General features: G+C 33.5%; 19 protein-coding genes, 1 tRNA gene and 1 other annotated feature. Of the genes, 2 read left to right on the forward strand and 18 right to left on the reverse strand.

Features of this window, described 5'->3' with window-relative positions; translation table 11 throughout:
• Positions 1-2: 2 nt before the first annotated feature.
• The 3 genes from KM885_RS01415 to KM885_RS01425 all read right to left on the reverse strand — a co-directional run bounded on the left by KM885_RS01415 (position 3) and on the right by KM885_RS01425 (position 2,739).
• A tRNA-Asn gene (locus tag KM885_RS01415) sits at positions 3-74 on the reverse strand.
• A gap of 167 nt (positions 75-241) precedes the next feature.
• Positions 242-1,873 (reverse strand): Na/Pi cotransporter family protein, encoded by a 1,632-nt coding sequence (locus tag KM885_RS01420; protein ID WP_216883462.1) that lies wholly within the window; start codon positions 1,871-1,873, stop codon positions 242-244.
• Positions 1,874-2,103: 230 nt separating this feature from the next.
• Complete coding sequence (locus KM885_RS01425) at positions 2,104-2,739, reverse strand: NfeD family protein (RefSeq protein ID WP_204798720.1); 636 nt, start codon at positions 2,737-2,739, stop codon at positions 2,104-2,106.
• Between the two features lie 124 nt (positions 2,740-2,863).
• Here KM885_RS01425 and KM885_RS01430 point away from each other — a divergent pair, with 124 nt between their 5' ends.
• On the forward strand, positions 2,864-3,187 hold the full coding sequence (locus KM885_RS01430; protein ID WP_204798719.1) for a hypothetical protein: 324 nt from the start codon (positions 2,864-2,866) through the stop codon (positions 3,185-3,187).
• A 33-nt stretch (positions 3,188-3,220) separates the two neighbouring features.
• On the opposite strand, the gene KM885_RS01435 is transcribed toward KM885_RS01430, so the two are convergent.
• On the reverse strand, positions 3,221-3,577 hold the full coding sequence (locus KM885_RS01435) for a hypothetical protein (protein WP_047183815.1): 357 nt from the start codon (positions 3,575-3,577) through the stop codon (positions 3,221-3,223).
• A gap of 178 nt (positions 3,578-3,755) precedes the next feature.
• Here KM885_RS01435 and KM885_RS01440 point away from each other — a divergent pair, with 178 nt between their 5' ends.
• Entirely contained in the window at positions 3,756-4,040 is a 285-nt protein-coding gene (locus KM885_RS01440) for a DUF2624 domain-containing protein (protein WP_216883463.1), read from the forward strand.
• A gap of 34 nt (positions 4,041-4,074) precedes the next feature.
• On the opposite strand, the gene KM885_RS01445 is transcribed toward KM885_RS01440, so the two are convergent.
• From KM885_RS01445 to era, 14 genes are all read right to left on the reverse strand, one after another.
• Entirely contained in the window at positions 4,075-4,968 is an 894-nt protein-coding gene (locus KM885_RS01445) for a deoxyribonuclease IV (protein WP_216883464.1), read from the reverse strand.
• Positions 4,969-5,009: 41 nt separating this feature from the next.
• Positions 5,010-6,323, reverse strand: coding sequence for a DEAD/DEAH box helicase (locus KM885_RS01450; protein WP_216883465.1), 1,314 nt, complete (start codon positions 6,321-6,323; stop codon positions 5,010-5,012).
• Positions 6,324-6,407: 84 nt separating this feature from the next.
• Positions 6,408-7,529, reverse strand: a complete 1,122-nt coding sequence (locus KM885_RS01455) for a Nif3-like dinuclear metal center hexameric protein (RefSeq protein WP_216883466.1) — start codon at positions 7,527-7,529, stop codon at positions 6,408-6,410.
• A gap of 1 nt (position 7,530) precedes the next feature.
• A complete protein-coding gene (locus KM885_RS01460; protein WP_052771611.1) occupies positions 7,531-8,232 on the reverse strand; it encodes a tRNA (adenine(22)-N(1))-methyltransferase in 702 nt (233 codons plus the stop codon).
• 110 nt (positions 8,233-8,342) lie between these two features.
• A complete protein-coding gene (cccA, locus tag KM885_RS01465) occupies positions 8,343-8,720 on the reverse strand; it encodes a cytochrome c550 (protein WP_047183810.1) in 378 nt (125 codons plus the stop codon).
• A gap of 804 nt (positions 8,721-9,524) precedes the next feature.
• A complete protein-coding gene (rpoD, locus tag KM885_RS01470) occupies positions 9,525-10,643 on the reverse strand; it encodes an RNA polymerase sigma factor RpoD (protein WP_047183809.1) in 1,119 nt (372 codons plus the stop codon).
• 32 nt (positions 10,644-10,675) lie between these two features.
• On the reverse strand, positions 10,676-12,499 hold the full coding sequence (dnaG, locus tag KM885_RS01475) for a DNA primase (protein WP_060668339.1): 1,824 nt from the start codon (positions 12,497-12,499) through the stop codon (positions 10,676-10,678).
• Between the two features lie 382 nt (positions 12,500-12,881).
• On the reverse strand, positions 12,882-13,685 hold the full coding sequence (locus KM885_RS01480) for a pyruvate, water dikinase regulatory protein (protein WP_047183807.1): 804 nt from the start codon (positions 13,683-13,685) through the stop codon (positions 12,882-12,884).
• Between the two features lie 23 nt (positions 13,686-13,708).
• Positions 13,709-14,338: a transcriptional regulator CcpN gene (gene ccpN, locus KM885_RS01485; protein WP_047183806.1), complete on the reverse strand. Its 630-nt coding sequence runs from the start codon at positions 14,336-14,338 to the stop codon at positions 13,709-13,711.
• 176 nt (positions 14,339-14,514) lie between these two features.
• Entirely contained in the window at positions 14,515-16,599 is a 2,085-nt protein-coding gene (glyS, locus tag KM885_RS01490; protein WP_204798718.1) for a glycine--tRNA ligase subunit beta, read from the reverse strand.
• The gene (gene glyQ, locus KM885_RS01495; protein WP_060668337.1) at positions 16,600-17,478 is read right to left on the reverse strand and encodes a glycine--tRNA ligase subunit alpha; all 879 of its coding nucleotides are present in this window, start codon (positions 17,476-17,478) and stop codon (positions 16,600-16,602) included.
• 62 nt (positions 17,479-17,540) lie between these two features.
• Positions 17,541-17,709: a binding site (T-box leader), on the reverse strand.
• A 65-nt stretch (positions 17,710-17,774) separates the two neighbouring features.
• A complete protein-coding gene (gene recO, locus KM885_RS01500; RefSeq protein WP_047183803.1) occupies positions 17,775-18,518 on the reverse strand; it encodes a DNA repair protein RecO in 744 nt (247 codons plus the stop codon).
• Positions 18,519-18,575: 57 nt separating this feature from the next.
• Positions 18,576-18,725: a YqzL family protein gene (locus KM885_RS01505; RefSeq protein WP_083452541.1), complete on the reverse strand. Its 150-nt coding sequence runs from the start codon at positions 18,723-18,725 to the stop codon at positions 18,576-18,578.
• Positions 18,726-18,973: 248 nt separating this feature from the next.
• Complete coding sequence (gene era, locus KM885_RS01510; RefSeq protein ID WP_216883467.1) at positions 18,974-19,879, reverse strand: GTPase Era; 906 nt, start codon at positions 19,877-19,879, stop codon at positions 18,974-18,976.
• Positions 19,880-20,054 lie beyond the last annotated feature (175 nt).

Raw genomic sequence — 20,054 nt, forward strand, 5'->3', positions numbered from 1 at the left:
GGCTCCACAGGTAGGATTCGAACCTACGACCGATCGGTTAACAGCCGATTGCTCTACCACTGAGCTACTGTGGAATAGTGAAATGTTAATATTTAACAACGATATAAAATTTACCATGTATTTTTTCGTTTGTCAACACTATTTATTAATCTCGACAAACATAAACAACGTCTATTATAATATCACCTTTTATTCTTATTTGCAATTAAAAAAGAGAAGGTTTTATCCCTTCTCTTTTATTTTAATCATGATGACCTAAAACATACTCAGCAATGTTCACTGCGTGGTCACCAATACGCTCTAAATTACTTATGATATCAACAAATACTATACCTGCTGAACCACTGCAAAGCCCTTCATTCATACGAATAATATGTCGCTTACGATAATCTCTTTCCATCTTATCAATTTCTTCTTCTCGTTGAACAACTTCTAAGGCTTTCTCTCTATCAGACTCACTTAAAGCATCTACAGCTTGTTTAACAGTCATATTAGTTAAGTCAAACATAGTGTTTAACTCACCCATCGCCTTATCTGAAATTTGGACTTTATTAGAAATTTTGTAATCCACCAACTCAATTAAATTTTCAAAGTGATCCCCTATTCGTTCAATATCACGGACGGAGTTCATTAATGCTGTATGTTTTTCACTTTCCTGTTCAGATAGAGATCTTCCTGATACCGTCACTAAATATTCTGTAATATTACGATCTAGGTTATTTATGGCTCCCTCAATTTGCATAGCCATATCTGAATGTTTTTGAGAACTTGTAGTTAAATATCGATTGGATTCTTCTAGACCTTTACAAGCATATTCTCCCATTCGGGCTATTTCCTTTTTCGCTTGATCTAAAGCTAAAGCAGAAGATCTCTCAATGAAAATCGGATCCAAGAATTTTGGTTTATATTCAATAGTCGTATCTTTACCCGGGATTATTTTCGTAACAATCCATGCCAATCCAGCTATAAACGGAAATTGTATAATCGTGTTCATAACATTAAAGCTTCCGTGTGCAAATGCAATCGTCATTTCTGGATTCAAATTTAATTTTGTCTGTAAGAATGATACAAAAGCTACAAATGGAATTAATAATATAAGAAAAATAATAGAACCCATCACATTAAAAATTACGTGAGTCAACGCTGCTCGTCTTGCCGCAACAGAAGCGCCGATTGCTGCTAACACCGCAGTAATTGTTGTTCCAATATTATCACCAAATAAAACAGGAATAGCTGCGTCTAAAGCTATAGCTCCTTCAGAAAATAGTCCTTGTAAAATACCAACCGTTGCACTTGAGCTTTGTACGATTAATGTAAAGACTGTTCCGATGATAACACCAAGAATTGGATTATCACTCATACTTACTGTTAATTCATGAAAAGCCTCAAGTGAACGTAAGGGTTTCATACCACTACTCATTAACTCTAAGCCATAAAACAAAGCACCAAAACCAAAAAGAGCTTGTCCTAGTGCAGTAATAATTGGTTTCTTAAAGAAAAAGATTAAAAATGCACCTACTGCAAGAATTGGTAAAGCATATTCACCAATATCAATACCAATAATAAAAGCGGTAATAGTTGTTCCAATATTCGCTCCCATAATAACACCAATTGCTTGTCTTAATGTCATAAAACCTGCATTAACAAGCCCTACTGTTAATACGGTCGTACCTGAACTACTTTGAATTAACATCGTTACAACCATTCCGGCAAGCACGCCAAGGAAAGGATTACTTGTAAATCGATCAAGTATATCTCTTAATCGATCACCTGCAGACTTTTGTAAACCATCTCCCATAAATTTAATACCTAAAAGGAAGATCCCAAGTCCACCAAAAAATTCAAAGAGTAGTGTCTGAATATCTACATCCAATGATATTACATCCTTTCATCCGATTATCATTAATTAAAAAACCCTACTCTATCTTAAGGTTAGGTTAATTCCTTGTAAAGATATTTCGTCATAATTTTACATTAAATTTACAATCATCAACAAAAACGAATTATTACTCTACCTTCAAAAATAACAATAAAAAAGACTGTTATGTCAAGATCCCAAATACACTTCTCTTTAGGACTCTTAACTTACAGTCTTTTACGTTGTTACGATTTGATTTTTTCAACTAATATTTTTGTCCCATCAACCTGAATTACTTGTATATGGGTATTTTTCTCGATCCATTGTCCGTTAGATACCGCGCTATAATCCTTTTTATTTACTTCGATTGTTCCAACAGGGCGTAAATCTGTTTTGGTGATTCCACTTTGACCTAAAAGTTTTTCATATTCCTTGTTCAAGGAGTTATATCCTTCCTCACTTGTTAATTGATCCTTTAAAGCTATTTTTGTCCACATTTCCCGCTTCTTAAAGACTTTTAAGAATAAAAAAGAGCCTGCAGTACCTAAAATTACTCCAAGTACAGCGTACAACCCCGAGGTAAATGAAGGTGCTACTAAAGCAACGGAAACTAGCATAATGGCTACACCAATAGTCGCTAATGTACCATCATTTAGAATTTTTCCATCAATAATGATTAGTATTAGTCCTAAAAAGTATAAAATAAGCATAATTATAAAGAAACTTGTTTCTACAACATACGCACCAAAATAAATGGTAATAAAACCAATTCCCAATAAACCAAAAATTCCTCTAGCATTTACTAACACTTCACCGATTAAAAACAATGACCCTATACCTGTTAAAACAAAGCCAATCCATACTAATTCAAAAATTTCCAATTACACCCCTCCTTTATATTTATTATACGAAAAAATTGAGATTAAGTTTCATTTTAAAAATCCAAGCTCTCAGGCAGACAACGAAAAACAGTTTTCTTAGGTATTAAAAAAGGAGAAATTAAATATGTCCTTTTCCAAACGATTAATTCTATATATGTTCATTATACTGCTAGTAGCAAGTATATATAAAGATTTATCGTTAGGAGATGATATGATTAATCAGTACCAAGATATAGAAACTTTTATAACAAAGGATAGTCAATACACGATAATAAAAGTAAAAGTTGAATGGGGGGACACTGTATTATCTATTATTAAAGATTTAAATGAAGGAAAAATAAAAGTACCTTTTGAAAAAATTATAAATGATTTTCAAGAATTGAATCCCAATATAGATCCAAATTCCATGGAGCCAGAGAATTACTATTATTTTCCGCTATATAAATAAAAATGGAGACTGTATTTAGTCTCCATTTTTAATCTAAACGAAAGGCAATATAAATAAGGTTACTAATATAGAAATTGCTCCTGCAGCAATTGCAATATTTCCTAAAGTATCAGCACCACGGGCTCTAGAGACAAACCCTAAAATGATACCTGCTGCACCTAGAACGATTGGCCAAACAAAGAAGGAAATAATCGATAAAGCTAGACCAATCCATCCATACATACTATTTACATCAGCATCGTCATTATCATTTACAGCATAATCATCGGCTGTAAACTCTGCAGCAAATTCCTCATTTCTAGAGCTATCAGGTTCTATTTCAACAAAATCCTGATTTTTAGCCTCTTCACCGCGTCTTGGAGCATTTTCTATATCTTTATAATCCGCCATGGGTAATGACCTCCTTTTTTAGTCGAGGTGCATTTATAGTGTATGGAATCCCCTCAAGTTTATAATGTTAGTTTGTGGAAACATAGTTAAAAGGTAGTTTTATTTCATAATACAAGTTTATTTTATCTTAATGAATGCATATATAGTACAACAGGTTCTTTTTAAAGGAGGTACGAAAATGTCCATTATCATCAAAGAATTAGTACGGAGGAAGCTTAAACAAATAAGTTATAACGATTTATTAGATCACTCTCATCAGTACGGTTTCTCTATTTCAAAGGAACAGGCTAAGCAGATATCCCACTATTTAAAACATTATAATGGTGATCCATTTAAACACGATGATCGAGAAACGATGTTTAGGGAATTAGCAAATATTACTGATATAGAAACAGCAAGGGCAGCAAGAAAATTACTTAATGAACTTATTAAGTCTTATGGATTAGAATATTTATTTGAATAAAAATAGGGCTAACCTTAGGTTACCCCTATTTTTATTAACTATTTTGTATTTTTTCCTTCAAGTTTTCTTCAAAATGGCCATTTTTAATCATTTCAATTTCAAATCGATATGGAGCCTTTTTATTTTTCTTATCTTCACCAACATACGGAGTTTCTAATATTTTAGGCAACTCTTGAAACTGGGGGTGGTGGATAATATCATGTAACGCTTTAAATCCAATATGGCCGAAACCAATATTTTCATGGCGGTCTTTATGAGCTCCTTTCTCATTTTTACTATCATTTACATGTACAACTTTTATTCTTTCCACACCGATGATTTTATCAAATTCATTTAAAACCCCATCAAAATCATTTACAATATCATATCCGGCGTCGTGAATATGACAAGTATCCATACAAACGGATAATTTTTCATTCAAGGTAACCCCATCGATAATTTGAGCAATTTCATCGAATGTACGTCCAATTTCAGTTCCTTTACCGGCCATAGTTTCTAAAGCAATCTCTACATCATTATTTTTTTCAAGAACCTCATTTAACCCCTCGATGATCTTTTTAATTCCATTATCAACCCCCGCTCCTACATGTGCACCGGGGTGTAGAACAATTTGTTTCGCTCCAATAGCCTCTGTACGTTCGATTTCACTTCTTAAGAAGTTAACACCAAGTTCAAAAGTTGCTGGTTTTGTCGTATTTCCAATATTTATAATATAAGGCGCATGTACGATGATATCAGTGAGACCATTCTTTTCCATATGTTCTCGACCAGCCTCAATATTCAACTCTTCTATTGGTTTCCTTCGCGTATTTTGGGGTGCACCTGTATAAATCATAAAGGTATTTGCTCCATAGGATGTAGCTTCTTCACTTGAACCTAATAACATTTTTTTACCATTCATTGATACATGTGATCCAATTTTTAACAATATTGATACACTCTCCCTCTTCATTTCATCTCTGTTTATTTCTATTTTTTATGCTTCGTATTTTTTTGCAATTGTTTTTTTATAGAGACTTGCTGCTTTTTTAGTTTTTTCTTATAGCCGGGTTTTACTTTTTTAACTTTCGGAACCCTTTTCCAAGCTTCTTTTTCAAGATCAGTGGTTGTATTCTTTCTTAATTGACGGTCATTCCATGATTTAGCTTTCGTCCATTCGCCATTTTTAACATCCACATATTGGAATGAAAGACCTTTATCTTCAAGTTTTTGGATTAGTTTTAAGTCGGCTTCTTGGTATAAACTTATAGCCGTACCTTCCATACCTGCTCTTGCGGTTCTTCCAACCCTATGAATATAAAATTCTTCTTCTTTCGGTAGGTCTGCGTTAATAACATGACTAACACCCTTAATATCAATTCCTCTTGCAGCCAGATCAGTGGCAACAATGTATTGGTACCGAAGATTTTGGATATCTTTAAGTACTCGTTTTCTTTCTCTAGGTGTTAAACCACCATGAATAATCCCTACGTCTATACCTTTTTCTTGCAGTTCAGATGCAAGTTCATCTGCTTGTTTCTTACCATTCGTAAAAATAATGCTAATATAAGGATTGATTGCTTTTGAAATTTCCAAAATAATATCCGCTTTTTCTTTATGCTTAACCGCAATTAATAAATGCTCCATTGTTTCCGGTGAAAAATGATCATTTATTTTGACATAAATCGGATTTTCTAAATACTTTTTAAAAAAGTGCTGTAATCGTACAGGGATTGTAGCTGAAAATACCAATAATTGGATATCCCTTTTTGCTCGTACCAAAAGTTGGTCTACATCGTTAATAAACCCTAGATCTAGCATTAAATCCGCCTCATCTATAACAAAGGATTTTGCGGAATATATCGAAAGCGCCTCTTCTTTAACTAAATCTAAAATTCTCCCAGGCGTTCCTACGATAATATGTGGAGGCTGCTTTAATTTTTCCATCATTTTTTGTTTGTCTGTTCCACCTACTAATAACTTAGCTACCAATTCTCCTTCTTTATTAGAAAATTGGATGATTTTCTTCACTTCATCATAAATTTGCATTGCCAATTCTCTAGTAGGGGCAGTAATGACAAATTGTACTTCCCTTTTTGTACTATCTAATTGATTAAATAGGGGTAGTAAATAGGCATGGGTCTTACCAGATCCTGTTCTCGATTGACCTATAACACTATTTCCTTTTATAATGTTTGGAATAATTTTCTCCTGAATTTCAGTAGGCTTCTTAAATTTTAAATGATGGATGACTTCAAGTATATTAGGTTTCAAATCTAATTGTTCAAATTGATTTTCTGTCATATAATAAATGCTCCTTTTTTTGATACTTTGCTATTAGCAAATGCCTTAGTTGTACTATTACAGGATAAGAAAGTTTTTATCTTCCTAAACAAACTGAAAGGGATCGGTGTTTGTTTCAGACATAAGAATTTCTACAGAAGGATGATGTTTTAATTCATTTTTTAAATAATCCACAGTATGTTTTTTCATAATATTTTCTATATAATGGCCAGCATCAATGACAGATAACCCCATTTGCCAAGCATCCTGTGCTGTATGGAAAGACATATCTCCAGTAATATAAACATCCGCACCTTTTTGTTTAGCTGTATGGATATATTTCTCTCCACTTCCACCTAACACCGCAACCTTCTTAACTTCTTTCTGTAAATCACCAGTAACCCTTAATCCTGAGATATTAAGAGATTTTTTAATTTGAGAACATAACTTTTCAAGGGTTATTTTTTGAGGTAACAGACCAACGCGACCAATCCCAAAACGTTTTCCACTGTTTTTTAGAGGATATATATCGTATGCTGGCTCCTCATATGGATGAGCCTTTAATATGGACGAAATGACTTTATTAAGTTTCTCTTCGGGCAGAATAGTTTCGATTCGAACTTCATCTACTAACTCTAATTGATTAGTTGTACCAATATAAGGATTTGTCCCCTCCAATGGTTTAAATGTTCCTTCACCTTTTGTTTGGAAAGTACAATGACTATAATTCCCAATATGTCCTGCGCCGCTATCAGATAGGGCATTTCTAATTTCCTCTTCATGGGTCTTTGGAACATATACAACTATCTTAAGTAAACGCTGTGTGAATGTATCTAGCAAATTACTTGTGGATTGTATTCCAATTGATTGGCAAAGCATATCATTTACACCGCCAACAGCAGCATCTAGATTAGTGTGAGCCGCGTATACCGTAATTTGATGATCAATCAATTTTCTGATCAATCTTCCTTGTGGGGAGTCAAAATTAATTTGCTTGATAGGTTTAAATAATAAGGGATGATGGGCAATAATTAAATTTACCCCTTTCTGGATCGCCTCATCAACAACTGTTTCTAATACATCTAATGTAACCATTATTTTATTCACATTTTGATGATACGAACCTACTTGTAATCCAACATTGTCCCAATCATATGCTAAATGTTTGGGTGCCCATTTCTCCATTAATTGAAAAACATTAGAATTATTAATTGGATGCTTTTTCATCTTATAGTTCCTCCTCCATCCATACTAATTCTTTTTCAAACTGTACTATTTTTTCAGTGTTACGTACCTTTGCACTTTTCATTTGTGCTACAACTTGTTGCATTTTTTCATATTCATGCTGCCACTTCTTATAAAATTCACTTTTTTTGTTTCTTAATAATATTGGACCAAATAATAGTTCTTTTTCATTAAGTATGTCCATTTGTAAAGATTTTGTTTGTTCAGCAACAATTATTTCATAAATATGGCCGTTTTCTTCTATAATGGATTCATTTATAATTTTAAAATTATTACTTACAAACCATCGCCGTACATTTCTAGCATCGATATTGGGCTGGGCAATGATACGTTTAACATCAGTAAGTTTTTTCTTACCTTCTTCTAAAATCGTTTTAATTAAGGATCCACCCATTCCAGCAATAACAACATGATCAATGTTATCATCTTGTGTTATGATCTCCAAACCATTCCCTAATCGCACTTCAATAACATCATTGAGTTTAGTAGCACTTACCATATTCTTCGCACTATTAAAAGGTCCTTCATTTATTTCTCCAGCAATGGCACGAGCTGTTTTGTCTTTTAGGCATATATAACAAGGTAAATAAGCATGATCTGAACCAATATCTGCAAATTTTGCACCTTTATTAATAAAGTTTGCTACTTCAGTTAATCGACTGGATAAATTTATCGTAATTGTCATGGTTCTCTCCTTCCAAGCTAGTCCAGACTTTTAAATTTAATCATTATTATACTTTCCAAACAAGCAAAAAGAAAAGCTTTCTGATTATAACAGAAAGCTTAACTTTATTATTATTGTTTTTCACTAAGCCAATCAGATAGTAATTCTATTTCCTCTGGGGCAAGTGATCCACCAAATGGAGGCATTCCTCCATCTGTACCATTTTGGATAATTTCTGAAATTTCATCAGCACTGTATTTAGACCCAATTGTCGTTAACTCCGGACCTGCTCCACCGGATAAATCTGCACCGTGGCATGAAGAACAGTTAGCAGAAAAGATTTCTTCAGGATCCGTTGATGCTTCTCCTTCTTCAACAGCTTGTTCTCCGCCTTCTTCTGCCTGTTGAATCGCTTCTCGTTGATTCACCCCAATAAATGAAATAATAATGATAGCTAGTACCCCTACTACAGCAATAATTGCGTATGGTATGACTGGGTTCTTTTTCATTACGTTTCCTCCTTATGTAATCCCCTTTTTTCTTTAGTAAACAGAAAGTTAAAAAAACTCCTATCTACATAAGTGCAACTATGACATTCACCAAATACTTGGCGAATGCCAAGTTTTTAATGGTTTTTATTAAGGCTATATATAGTTTACTCGAAAATCATCTAAGTTTAAAGAATTTAGATAATAAATTTTATAAAATAATATAAAATGGCAAAAATCAGGCCAATAATACTTGCATATTTTAAATACTTTAACTGTTTTATATAACCCAAAAAGAACCAACAAATAAAATTTAATAAAATTGTAATATAGACAAAAAAATTACCACTTGCCAAAGTTTTTCCTAAATGAATACTAAACAAAAGCATAATAAATAAAGCGTTTACGAGAGCTACATGAGACAAATTGTTTGTATGTTTCTTTAAGGATTTAAAACACCATATTGCGTAAATAAGAAAAAGAAATAAAATCGTGAGTTGCAAAACATCTTCAAATCTCGTAAAATATATCACAAGAAAAGAAAACGGTAACAGTAACGTACATAGTACGAGTTGCAAAATTGGAATCACCGTTTGAAACGAGCTTGATTTAGAAAAATCATCGCTCTCTCCCTTCGTATACAATGCTAAAAGGTAATCGCAGTATGTATCGGGCAGCAATTTATTACGCTTCCAATAATTTATTTCATTAACAATGATATTGATACGATTGTTGTCAGGCATATAAAGTCCTTCCCTGAAAAAACAAAATTAACAAAGAGAAGAGCCATTGAAAACTAAAGTCGTTTCCAATGACTACAACTATTTAGTCCATAAAGTCTTTTAGTCGCTTACTGCGGCTAGGGTGTCTAAGTTTACGTAAAGCCTTAGCCTCAATTTGACGGATACGTTCTCGAGTAACACCAAAAACTTTTCCTACTTCTTCAAGTGTTCGAGTACGTCCATCATCAAGACCAAAACGAAGTCGTAAAACATTCTCTTCTCTATCCGTAAGCGTATCAAGAACATCTTCTAATTGTTCTTTAAGAAGTTCATATGCAGCATGATCTGATGGCGAAATAGCTTCCTGATCTTCAATAAAATCACCTAAATGGGAATCATCTTCTTCTCCAATAGGAGTTTCTAATGAAACAGGTTCCTGAGCAATCTTTAGAATCTCTCGGACTTTATCAGGTGCTAGTTCCATTTCTTCGCCGATTTCTTCTGGAGTTGGTTCCCTACCAAGATCTTGTAAAAGCGAACGTTGCACTCGAATTAATTTATTAATCGTTTCAACCATGTGAACTGGAATACGAATGGTTCTAGCTTGATCCGCAATTGCTCTAGTAATGGCCTGACGTATCCACCAAGTAGCATACGTACTAAATTTAAAACCTTTTCGATAATCAAACTTTTCAACAGCTTTCATCAGACCCATGTTACCTTCTTGAATTAAATCGAGAAATAACATTCCACGTCCAACATATCTCTTAGCGATACTTACAACCAGTCTTAAGTTAGCTTCAGCTAGTCTTCTTTTTGCTTCCTCATCGCCCTCTTCTATGCGGTTTGCAAGTTCAATCTCTTCTGCTGCGGAAAGTAAATTAACACGGCCAATTTCTTTCAAATACATTCTTACGGGATCATTTATTTTTATTCCAAGAGGTACACTTAAATCCTCTACATTGAATTCTTCTTCTTTAGCAATTTCCTTCATATTAGGATCATCTTCAGATTCACCTATTACTTCGACACCTTGTTCTTCCAATTGTTCATAGAACTCATCCATTTGATCTGATTCAATCTCAAAATTAGATAAACGGTCCGCAACCTCTTCATATGCTAAAGTTCCCCGTTTTTTTCCTAATTCCATTAAACCCTCTTTAATTTGCTCAAGAGTTTGTTCAGTTTCTTTAATTTGTTGTGATTGTTCTTTATCAGCCATGAGTCCCCCTCCTTCCAATTCCATAGAAAAAATTAATTTGTGCGTTTCGATTGCTTTTTAATTTCAATAATTTGCATTGCAATTTGGGCAGCTTTTAATGGATCACTTTGTTGTTCAGCTAATCTTTGTTCCTCTTTTAATGTTTGAATATGAACATAATCATCATTTTGAACCTTAATAATTCGTATATAATCACTAATTTCTTGATCACTTATGTTCTCCAATGTAGGATACATGGCTATCTCTGATGCTAACTTTTGTAATTCAGGTTCTTTCAATCTTTCTATAAATAAACTAACATCTGCCTTATGACCCTCTTCATAAAAAGCATATAAATGAGTGGCAATGATTTTATGCATATCTAAATTAAATCTTGCCCCTAAATCTTCCTGAACTTTTTCAGCAATTAATTCGTCTTGGAGCATGTAGGCCAATAACTTTCTTTCGGCATTTTGATATGCCGGTAATAGTTTCTTGTTGTTATGTTGAATATTTGCTCTATTATTATGACTGTATCCAGATGAATTATCCTTATTTCGAGATTGGTCTTTATATCTCCTTCTCTGGATTTCCACTTCTTCTGTAAGTGATTCCATAGAGATATTAAATTCATTATGAAGGTCCTTTAAATAATATTCTCTTTCGACCAAACTATTAACGGTTGAAATTTCCCTTATTACTTTTTCTATATAATCAATGCGATCTCCTTCCACATGAAGATTATAATCTTTCTTCAGATATCGCATGTAAAAACTTAAGTAGGTTTCACTCGTATCCAATACTTTGTTTTGGAAAGCCTCTCCCCCATTAAGTTTTATATAACTATCTGGGTCTAAGCCTTCTTTTAAATTAGCTATTTTGACTTGGCATCCTACACTTTGAAGTAATCGAACTGCTTTATATGTCGCTTCAAGTCCAGCTTTATCCCCGTCATAACAAACAACTACCGTATCAACATATCGTTTTAATAATTTAGCCTGTGTTTCCGTTAATGCGGTACCTAATGTAGCAACTACATTTTTAATTCCTGCCTGATAAGCAGCAATAACATCCATATACCCTTCAAATAATATTACTTCATTTTCCTTACGAATATGTTTCTTTGCTAAATCAAAATTATATAAAATTTTTCCTTTTTGGAATAACTCACTTTCCGGACTGTTCAAATATTTTGGTCCACCGTCTGCTAGTAATCTTCCTCCGAATGCTACGGTTTTGCCTAGGTGATTGCGAATAGGAAATATAATTCTTCCTCTAAATCGGTCAGTTACACTATTGTCATTTTGTAAAGAAAGTAAACCTTCTTTTACCAGTAAAGCTTGATTGAATCCCTTTTTCTTCAAAAACTCTGCGGTAAAACTTTTTGCAGTCGTAGCAAAACCTAACTGAAATTCATCAATTGCGTGATCATTTATTCCTCTTTCAATTAAATATTGATACCCTTCTTTACCATCCCTTGTATATCTCAATAAATGATGATATAGTTTCGTTAACCAATCATAAGCGGTTAATATATTTTGACTTTCTTGGGATATAGTAAACTCGTTTTGACTGCTTGTAATAGGAAGATTTATCCCACAACGCTCGGCCAAATGGGTGATTGCTTCAATAAAGGAAAACTTCTCCATTTCCATCATAAACGTAACGACGTTTCCACCTTTTCCACAACCAAAACAATGGAAAATTTGTTTATCTTGTGTCACGGAAAAAGAAGGTGTCTTCTCACCATGGAATGGACAGAGACCAACAAAGTTTTTACCTTGTTTTTTTAACTGTACATACTCTCCTATAACATCCACAATATCATTAGACTTACGAACTTCCTCAATCATTTCCTCTGGGATTTGATAGGCCATTTGAACCACCATACTTTAAGTATTCGACAAAAATTATAATATCCCTTCATATTTCGACATTTTTTTCTTAAAACTAGAAAAAAATTTCTACCCTAGTTGAGTGAATAATGAAAGGATAGTAAATAATCTATAAGGAATCCCTTTAATTGACTTATAATATATTTCTACATAATCTTGTAAGATTCCTTCTTTATCATAGATGTTTTATTTTTCAGAATATGTCTAAGTAAACTAACATTACTATATATCTTTACACAAATTATTATTATAATACAATTTCAATAGAATTTCTATAAAAATCTTTAACTTTTTTTAAATCAGAAGAAAAACATTCTACAACCGCCATGTGAGTAGAATGTTTTTCATCAATTATTTATTATCATTACTTGTGGATCTTTTGTAAAATCACATTTGCAGTTTCTTCAACTGCTTTATTAGAGACGTCTATTACGTTACAACCTATTCTTTCCACTATTTTATTAAAATAGTCAAGTTCTTGAGAAATTCTATCAATATTTGCATATGTTGCTTGATTTCCCAAACCTAATGCTTTTAAACGTTCTTTTCTAATTTCATTAAGTTTTTCTGGTCGGATTCTTAAACCGATGCATTTGGCTGGATCCACCTCGAACAATTCTTCTGGCGGATCTACCTCAGGTACAATTGGTACATTGGCAACCTTTAATCTTTTATGAGCTAAATATTGTGACAGTGGAGTTTTGGAAGTACGTGAAACCCCGATGAGTATAATGTCGGCTCTTGCAATCCCTCGTGGATCTCTACCATCATCATATTTCACAGCGAACTCTATTGCCTCTACTCGTTTAAAATAATCTTCATCAAGTTTATGAACTAATCCAGCTTCTAGTCTAGGCTCTTTTTTAAAAACACGTTCCATCGCGCTAATCATGGGTCCCATAATATCAATTGCTTCTATTTTTAGCTTTCTTGCTTGATCATTTAAATAATTTCTTAATGTTGGATTAACCAAAGTAAAACCGATTAGGCCATTATTTTCTATGGCTAATTGTAACGTTTCGTCAATGGTTTGTTGATCTTCTACATACGGAATCCGTGAAATTTTATAATCTTGACTATTAAATTGACTTAAACCTGCTTTCACTACTAATTCAGCAGTTTCCCCAACAGAATCCGATATAACATAAACAAGTCGTTCGGAACTCATAACTACCTCTCCATTCATACAAATTAAACAATTTTTGCTGAAGCGAGCTCAACAAAAACTCTTGTAATCGTTGTTTTTGTTACTCTTCCAACAACTGTTAAGCCTTTTTCATCGTCTTTTACTACTGGCATTCCATCAATTTGTTTATTGATTAGTTTCTGCGCAACATCGATTAAAGAATCATCTTTTCGACAAACCGTAATGTTAGGCATCCTCGTCATAATTATGTGGACAGCTACACTGTTAAGATCTTGTTGTCCAATGCTTGCGCGTAATAAATCCTTTCGAGACAAAACACCAGATAAGCAACCTTTTTCATTTAGTACAAATAGGGTTCCGACATCTTCTAGAAACATCGTAGAAATTGCATCATAAACAGAAACATCTTCTTTTACGACAATAGGAATTTGTAGAAATTCAGCTACTTTATATTTCTTTATTTTCTCTGATAATAATTCAAATCCAGTTTTGCCTGTGTAAAAATAACCTACTCTCGGTCTTGCATCGAGAAATCCGGACATTGTTAAAATGGCTAAGTCTGGACGTAATGTTGCGCGAGTTAAGCTTAACTTTTCCGCAATATTTTCTCCGGTTATTGGGCCATTTTCTTTAACTATCTCAATAATCTCCTCTTGCCTTTTCGATAATTCCACCCTTTCACCACCTTACTAATAAAAAAACACACTAATAAGAATAATTATATACTATTTAAAATAGAAAGGGAATTTAGGTTATCATTAATTCACTAAGAAAGTCTAAATTAAATATTTTCTTAAGAAAGACAGGCAGGCGTTGCGTTCTTAGCCTGTAAGAGCACTGCCGCCTTTATTTATTGATGTTGTTTCCACTCAATTAATGTTAATTCAGCGTAATTTTTAATCATATTTGCAATATGATTCACTAATGCCAAACGATTATTTCGGACATTGTCATCATCAGCCATTACCATATTGTTATCGAAGAAATCATGTATTGGATTGGATAAATGACTTAATTGTAATAACGCCCCATCCGCATCAAAGTTGTTTAAAGCGTGATTGTAATCTGTAACAATATTTTGGTACGTTTCAAATAAAACTTTTTCAGACTCTGTTTCAAACAACTTTGTATCAATATTCATATTTTCCGTTTTGCCAGCTAAGTTTAGTACTCGCACTAATGCTTCTTCAATCGATTTGAAGTTTGGATCATTTCGTTTTTCGGATAGTACTCTTGCTTTTTTCTCTGTAAATACATAAACACCAATTCCATTATCTGTTACAGCTTGAATGACATCAGACTCAACATTGTTTTCTTTTAATAGATAAGAAGCACGATGTTGGAAAAACTCTTTTAATGTGTGTGTAACTTCTGCTTTATCATGAATTTCAATTTCAGTATTTTTATAGGTAGATTTAGCTATTTCTAGAAGAGATTCTAAAGAAATGTTCCATTTTTTATCGCTTAAAATCCGTAATATTCCTGTAGCTTGTCGACGTAAACCATAAGGATCTTGAGAACCAGTTGGTACTAAACCAATTAAAATACAACCTACAATGGTATCTAATTTATCAGCTATACTAACAATGGATCCTATTTGAGTTTCTGGTAAATCTCCGTTAGCCTGTTTTGGTAAATAATGTTCTCTTATCGCCTTAGCTATTTCTTCATCTTCACCAAAAATAGTGGCATATTTTTCTCCAATAATTCCTTGAAGTTCTGTAAATTCATCTACCATATTCGTCATTAAATCAAATTTGCTAATTTCAGCTACCCTGATTGCTTTATTCATCGTTATTTCATCCAGATGCAATTCATTACAAATCTCTTTTGTAAGGGAAACAACACGATTAACTTTATCCGAATAGGTTCCTAATTTTTCTTGGAAAACAACACGTTGTAATTTCTCTAAATAGAAATCAATAGATTGTTTTTGGTCTTCTTCATAGAAAAATTCAGCATCTGATAATCTAGCACGCAGTACCTTTTCATTTCCTTTAACTACTGTGGAAATGGATTGGTTATCCCCGTTTCGAACACCTATGAATTTTGCTAATAATTCATTGTCATTAGACATGACAGGAAAATATCTTTGATGTTCTTTCATAGAAGTAATTAATACTTCAGACGGCAATTTTAAGTATTCTTCCTCAAATGATCCTACAAATACGGTAGGATACTCTACTAAATTACGTACCTCATTTAAAAGGTCTTTATCAATGGGAATCATAACATTCTCTTTTTCTTCCATGTTCTTTATTTGATCTAGTATCATTTGTTCACGTTCATTTGAATCCACAATCACATATTCTTCACGTAATAAAGATTCATATTGTTGTGGTTCTTGGATAGTTATTTCATTTCCTAGGAACCTGTGACCAAATGTTTTATTACCTGTTTTAACTGTCGCCACCTCAAACGGAACCACTTCCTCACCGTATAGTGCAACAAGCCAACGAATAGGACGAGCATATCTCATTGTTTGCGTAGACCATCGCATATTCTTTCCAAACTGAATGGACGTGATTATATTTTTAAATTCTGGAAGTAATTCGAAGGTTTTTTGACCTTCAATATGTTTTTTCACGTAGATATAAGAGATCCCATTAACTTCTTTAAAATAAATATCGTCTACCGTTTTTCCTTGACTTTTTGTAAAGCCAATAGCTGCTTTCGTCCAATTGCCTTCTGAATCTTTTGCGATACTTTCGGATGGACCTTTCACTTCTTCTTCAACACTTTCTTGAAATTCTTCCATGTTTTGAACTAAAACAGCTAATCTTCTTGGGGTAGAATATGTTTTAATATTATCTGAGGAGATGCGTAAATCCGTTAACCATTTTGCTGTTTTTTCATATAATTGCTTTTCAGCATCATCAATAAAGCGAGCGGGTAATTCCTCTAAACCAATTTCAAATAATACATTTTTCGCCATTTATTTCTCCTCCTTCTTTAGCATAGGAAATCCAAGACGTTCACGTTCAGCAACATATGCTTTCGCAATTTTTCGTGCCAAATTACGAATTCGTGAAATATAACCTGTACGTTCCGTTACAGAAATGACCCCTTTTGCATCTAATAAATTAAAAGTATGGGAACATTTTAGTACATAGTCGTAAGCTGGAAAGACAAGTCCTTTTTCCATTGTTGCTTTTGCTTCTTTCTCATACATCGTAAACAAATCGAATAACATTTCTGTATTGGATTCTTCAAACGTATATTTAGAATGTTCGAACTCAGGCTGATAAAAAATATCGTGAACCGTAACACCATTATTCCATTCGAGTTCAAATACGTTTTCTTTATTTTGAATGTAAGAAGCTAATCTTTCTATCCCATAGGTTAACTCTACAGCAACTGGATTTGCTTCTAAACCGCCAATTTGCTGAAAATAAGTGAACTGGGTAATCTCCATTCCATCAAGCCATACTTCCCATCCTAAACCAGCAGCACCTAATGTAGGATTTTCCCAATTATCTTCAACGAAACGAATATCATGTTCTAATGGATTAATACCTAATGCTTTTAAAGAGTCTAAATATAACTCTTGGATATTATCGGGAGATGGTTTCATAATGACTTGGAATTGATGGTGTTGGTACAATCTATTTGGATTTTCACCATAGCGACCATCATCGGGTCTCCTGGATGGTTCCACATAAGCTACGTTCCAAGGCTCTGGCCCTAAACTTCTAAGTAAAGTCATTGGAGACATGGTTCCTGCACCTTTTTCTACATCATAAGCCTGCATTAAAATACAATTCTGATTCGACCAATATTTTTGAAGCGTTAATATCATATTCTGGATATTCATATCGATTCATTCCTCCTAAAATTAGTAAAATTAAAAGCCGTCCCTATGCCTTATTCATAAGACATAGGGACGGCTTTCACCGCGGTTCCACCCTATTTGCTCAAACGTTTGAGCCACTTTATAAAAATGCTCCGGAGCGCCTTTCTCTGTACCCCTATTATCCAGCTTACACCAACCTGGACTCGCTTAAAATAGGCGATAACAGATACTCCTCTCCATCTCTGCACGATTCACTTTTTTATCGAATTATGTACAAATCATACTGTATCATGATAAACTTGTCAACTTTCACCGAATTATTTCAACAAATCCAATTGGTTTAAAAATTTTCTTGCCTTGATATAGTATCCACCATAACGATCATAGTAATTATCTAGAATTTGTCTCATTATATTTTTATTTTCATCCTTAACTGAGATATTATTCACTCTTTCCAACCCGATTTCGGAAAAAATGTATAGTAGTTTAGGCAATGGTTTGGGTAGAAAAGTTGATTCTGGATCTATATGTCTGCAACGAGAACATAATAGACCTCCTTCGTTTATAGAAAAAGCAACAAGTTCCTCTTTTCTGCCGCAATTGACACAACTGTCTACCTTTGGTGCAAATCCACCTTTTTTATATAATTTCATTTCATACATAATAACAGGTATCTCACAAGCCTCATTTTCTGCAATATAATCCATTGTATGTTGTAATTGCTCAAAAATATAGGGCTCACCTTGTCGATCTTCCAATATTTTATCTGTTAACTCCATAACATAAGCAGTATAGGCCGTCTTTATAATATCTTCACGAATAGAACGATTTGAATTAATAATTTCGCCCTGTTGAATGGTACTTAAACCTTTGTTAACGTAAATAAAAAATTGGGCAAATATGAATGGCTGGGTCACCGCAGCCATTCTACTTTTTGGCTTTTTTGCACCTCTGGCCAATGCAGTAATTTTTCCAAACTTCTTACTAAAAATGGTTACTATTCTATGTGTTTCGCCATAATCTTTGGATTTCATTATAATTCCATTAATTTTTTCAAGCATATCAATTCACCATCTCCAAATAGATATGCCGAGAACGGATCTAAAACTAAGGTTACATTATAAATTCGATTCTAACGATGATTCTTTATCGTTTTCCATTTGACCGAATTCATTAGAATCATGCTGGTCGTTTTCTAGCTCCTTAAACAATAAATACGATTCAATACTTCCAGTTTCTTTAAAGAGTTTCCATGTAAGGTCAATCACGAAAAAAACCACCTTTCAGTAAGTTTGTGATAATGTAACGTATACTTAGGTTGACCCAGACTCAAACAATCATAAGTATTAAAATTTACCATGTATAAGGTCGTTCAAAAAGACCGGTGAAAATGACACTTCGGTACTAACGATACTCATTGGCAAGACTCATCGCTATGTGTAGGGCTAGCGTGGCAATAGCATGTAGCGCATTTTGCCGATCTCGGCCCTTTTTGAACGCGCGTTTACCAATTCAATTAGTACTCATCTTTACGGAATCCAAATTCATATAATTGACTTTGTTTATTTCGCCAATCCTTCTTAACTTTCACCCATAATTCAAGATATACTTTTGATCCTAGTAAGGCTTCGATATCTTTCCGAGCTTTCTTCCCAATTTCTTTTAGCATACTTCCTTGTTTACCAATAAGGATTCCTTTTTGTGTTTTCCTTTCCGTAACAATAGTTGCTTGTATAAAAACAGCGTTTGATTCCCTTTGTTCCAGGTTTTCCAATACAACTGCGATAGAATGAGGTATTTCTTCTCTTGTTAATTCCAACACTTTTTCTCTTATTAATTCCGTTATAATAAACCTTTCTGGGTGGTCAGTAATTTGCTCTTCAGGATAATATTGTGGTCCCTTAGGTAAATGGCCTTTTAATACATCTAGTAAATGTGTAACATTATTTCCTTGTAAAGCCGAGATGGGAATAATTTCATCAAAGTCGACTTTATCCTTATATTCATCGATTAAAGGGAATAAATCATCTGGATGAATTAAATCAATTTTATTAATAACTAGAAACACGGGAGTTTTTGCCTTTTGTAGCAAATCCATAATAAATTGATCTCCTCTTCCGTACCCTTCTTTCGCGTTAATCATAAAGATAACTGCATCTACTTCATTTAGTGTGTTCTCAGCTACTTGAACCATAAAGTCGCCTAAACGATGTTTTGGTTTGTGAATTCCCGGTGTATCAATAAAAACCATTTGTGCATCATTCGTAGTTAAAACACCTTGAATTTTATTTCGTGTTGTTTGCGGTTTATCACTCATAATAGCAATTTTTTGTCCAATGACTTTATTTAAAAATGTTGATTTTCCAACATTTGGTCGACCTATTATAGCAATAAACCCCGATTTGTAATTATTATTTTCCATGTTGCAACCTCCACGAACGTCAGATTTATACATATCATACTATAACTTGTGCAATCTTTCATACTTTATATTAGAAAACTTGGCATTCGCTATTAGGTTGGGCGAATGCCTTAGTTGCACTTATGTAGACGGGAAAGATTTTTATACTTTCCTACCTGCTAAAGAAAACTTCCAT

The sequence above is a fragment of the Oceanobacillus caeni genome (genome assembly GCF_019037185.1).
GTDB classification, from domain to species: domain Bacteria; phylum Bacillota; class Bacilli; order Bacillales; family Amphibacillaceae; genus Oceanobacillus; species Oceanobacillus caeni.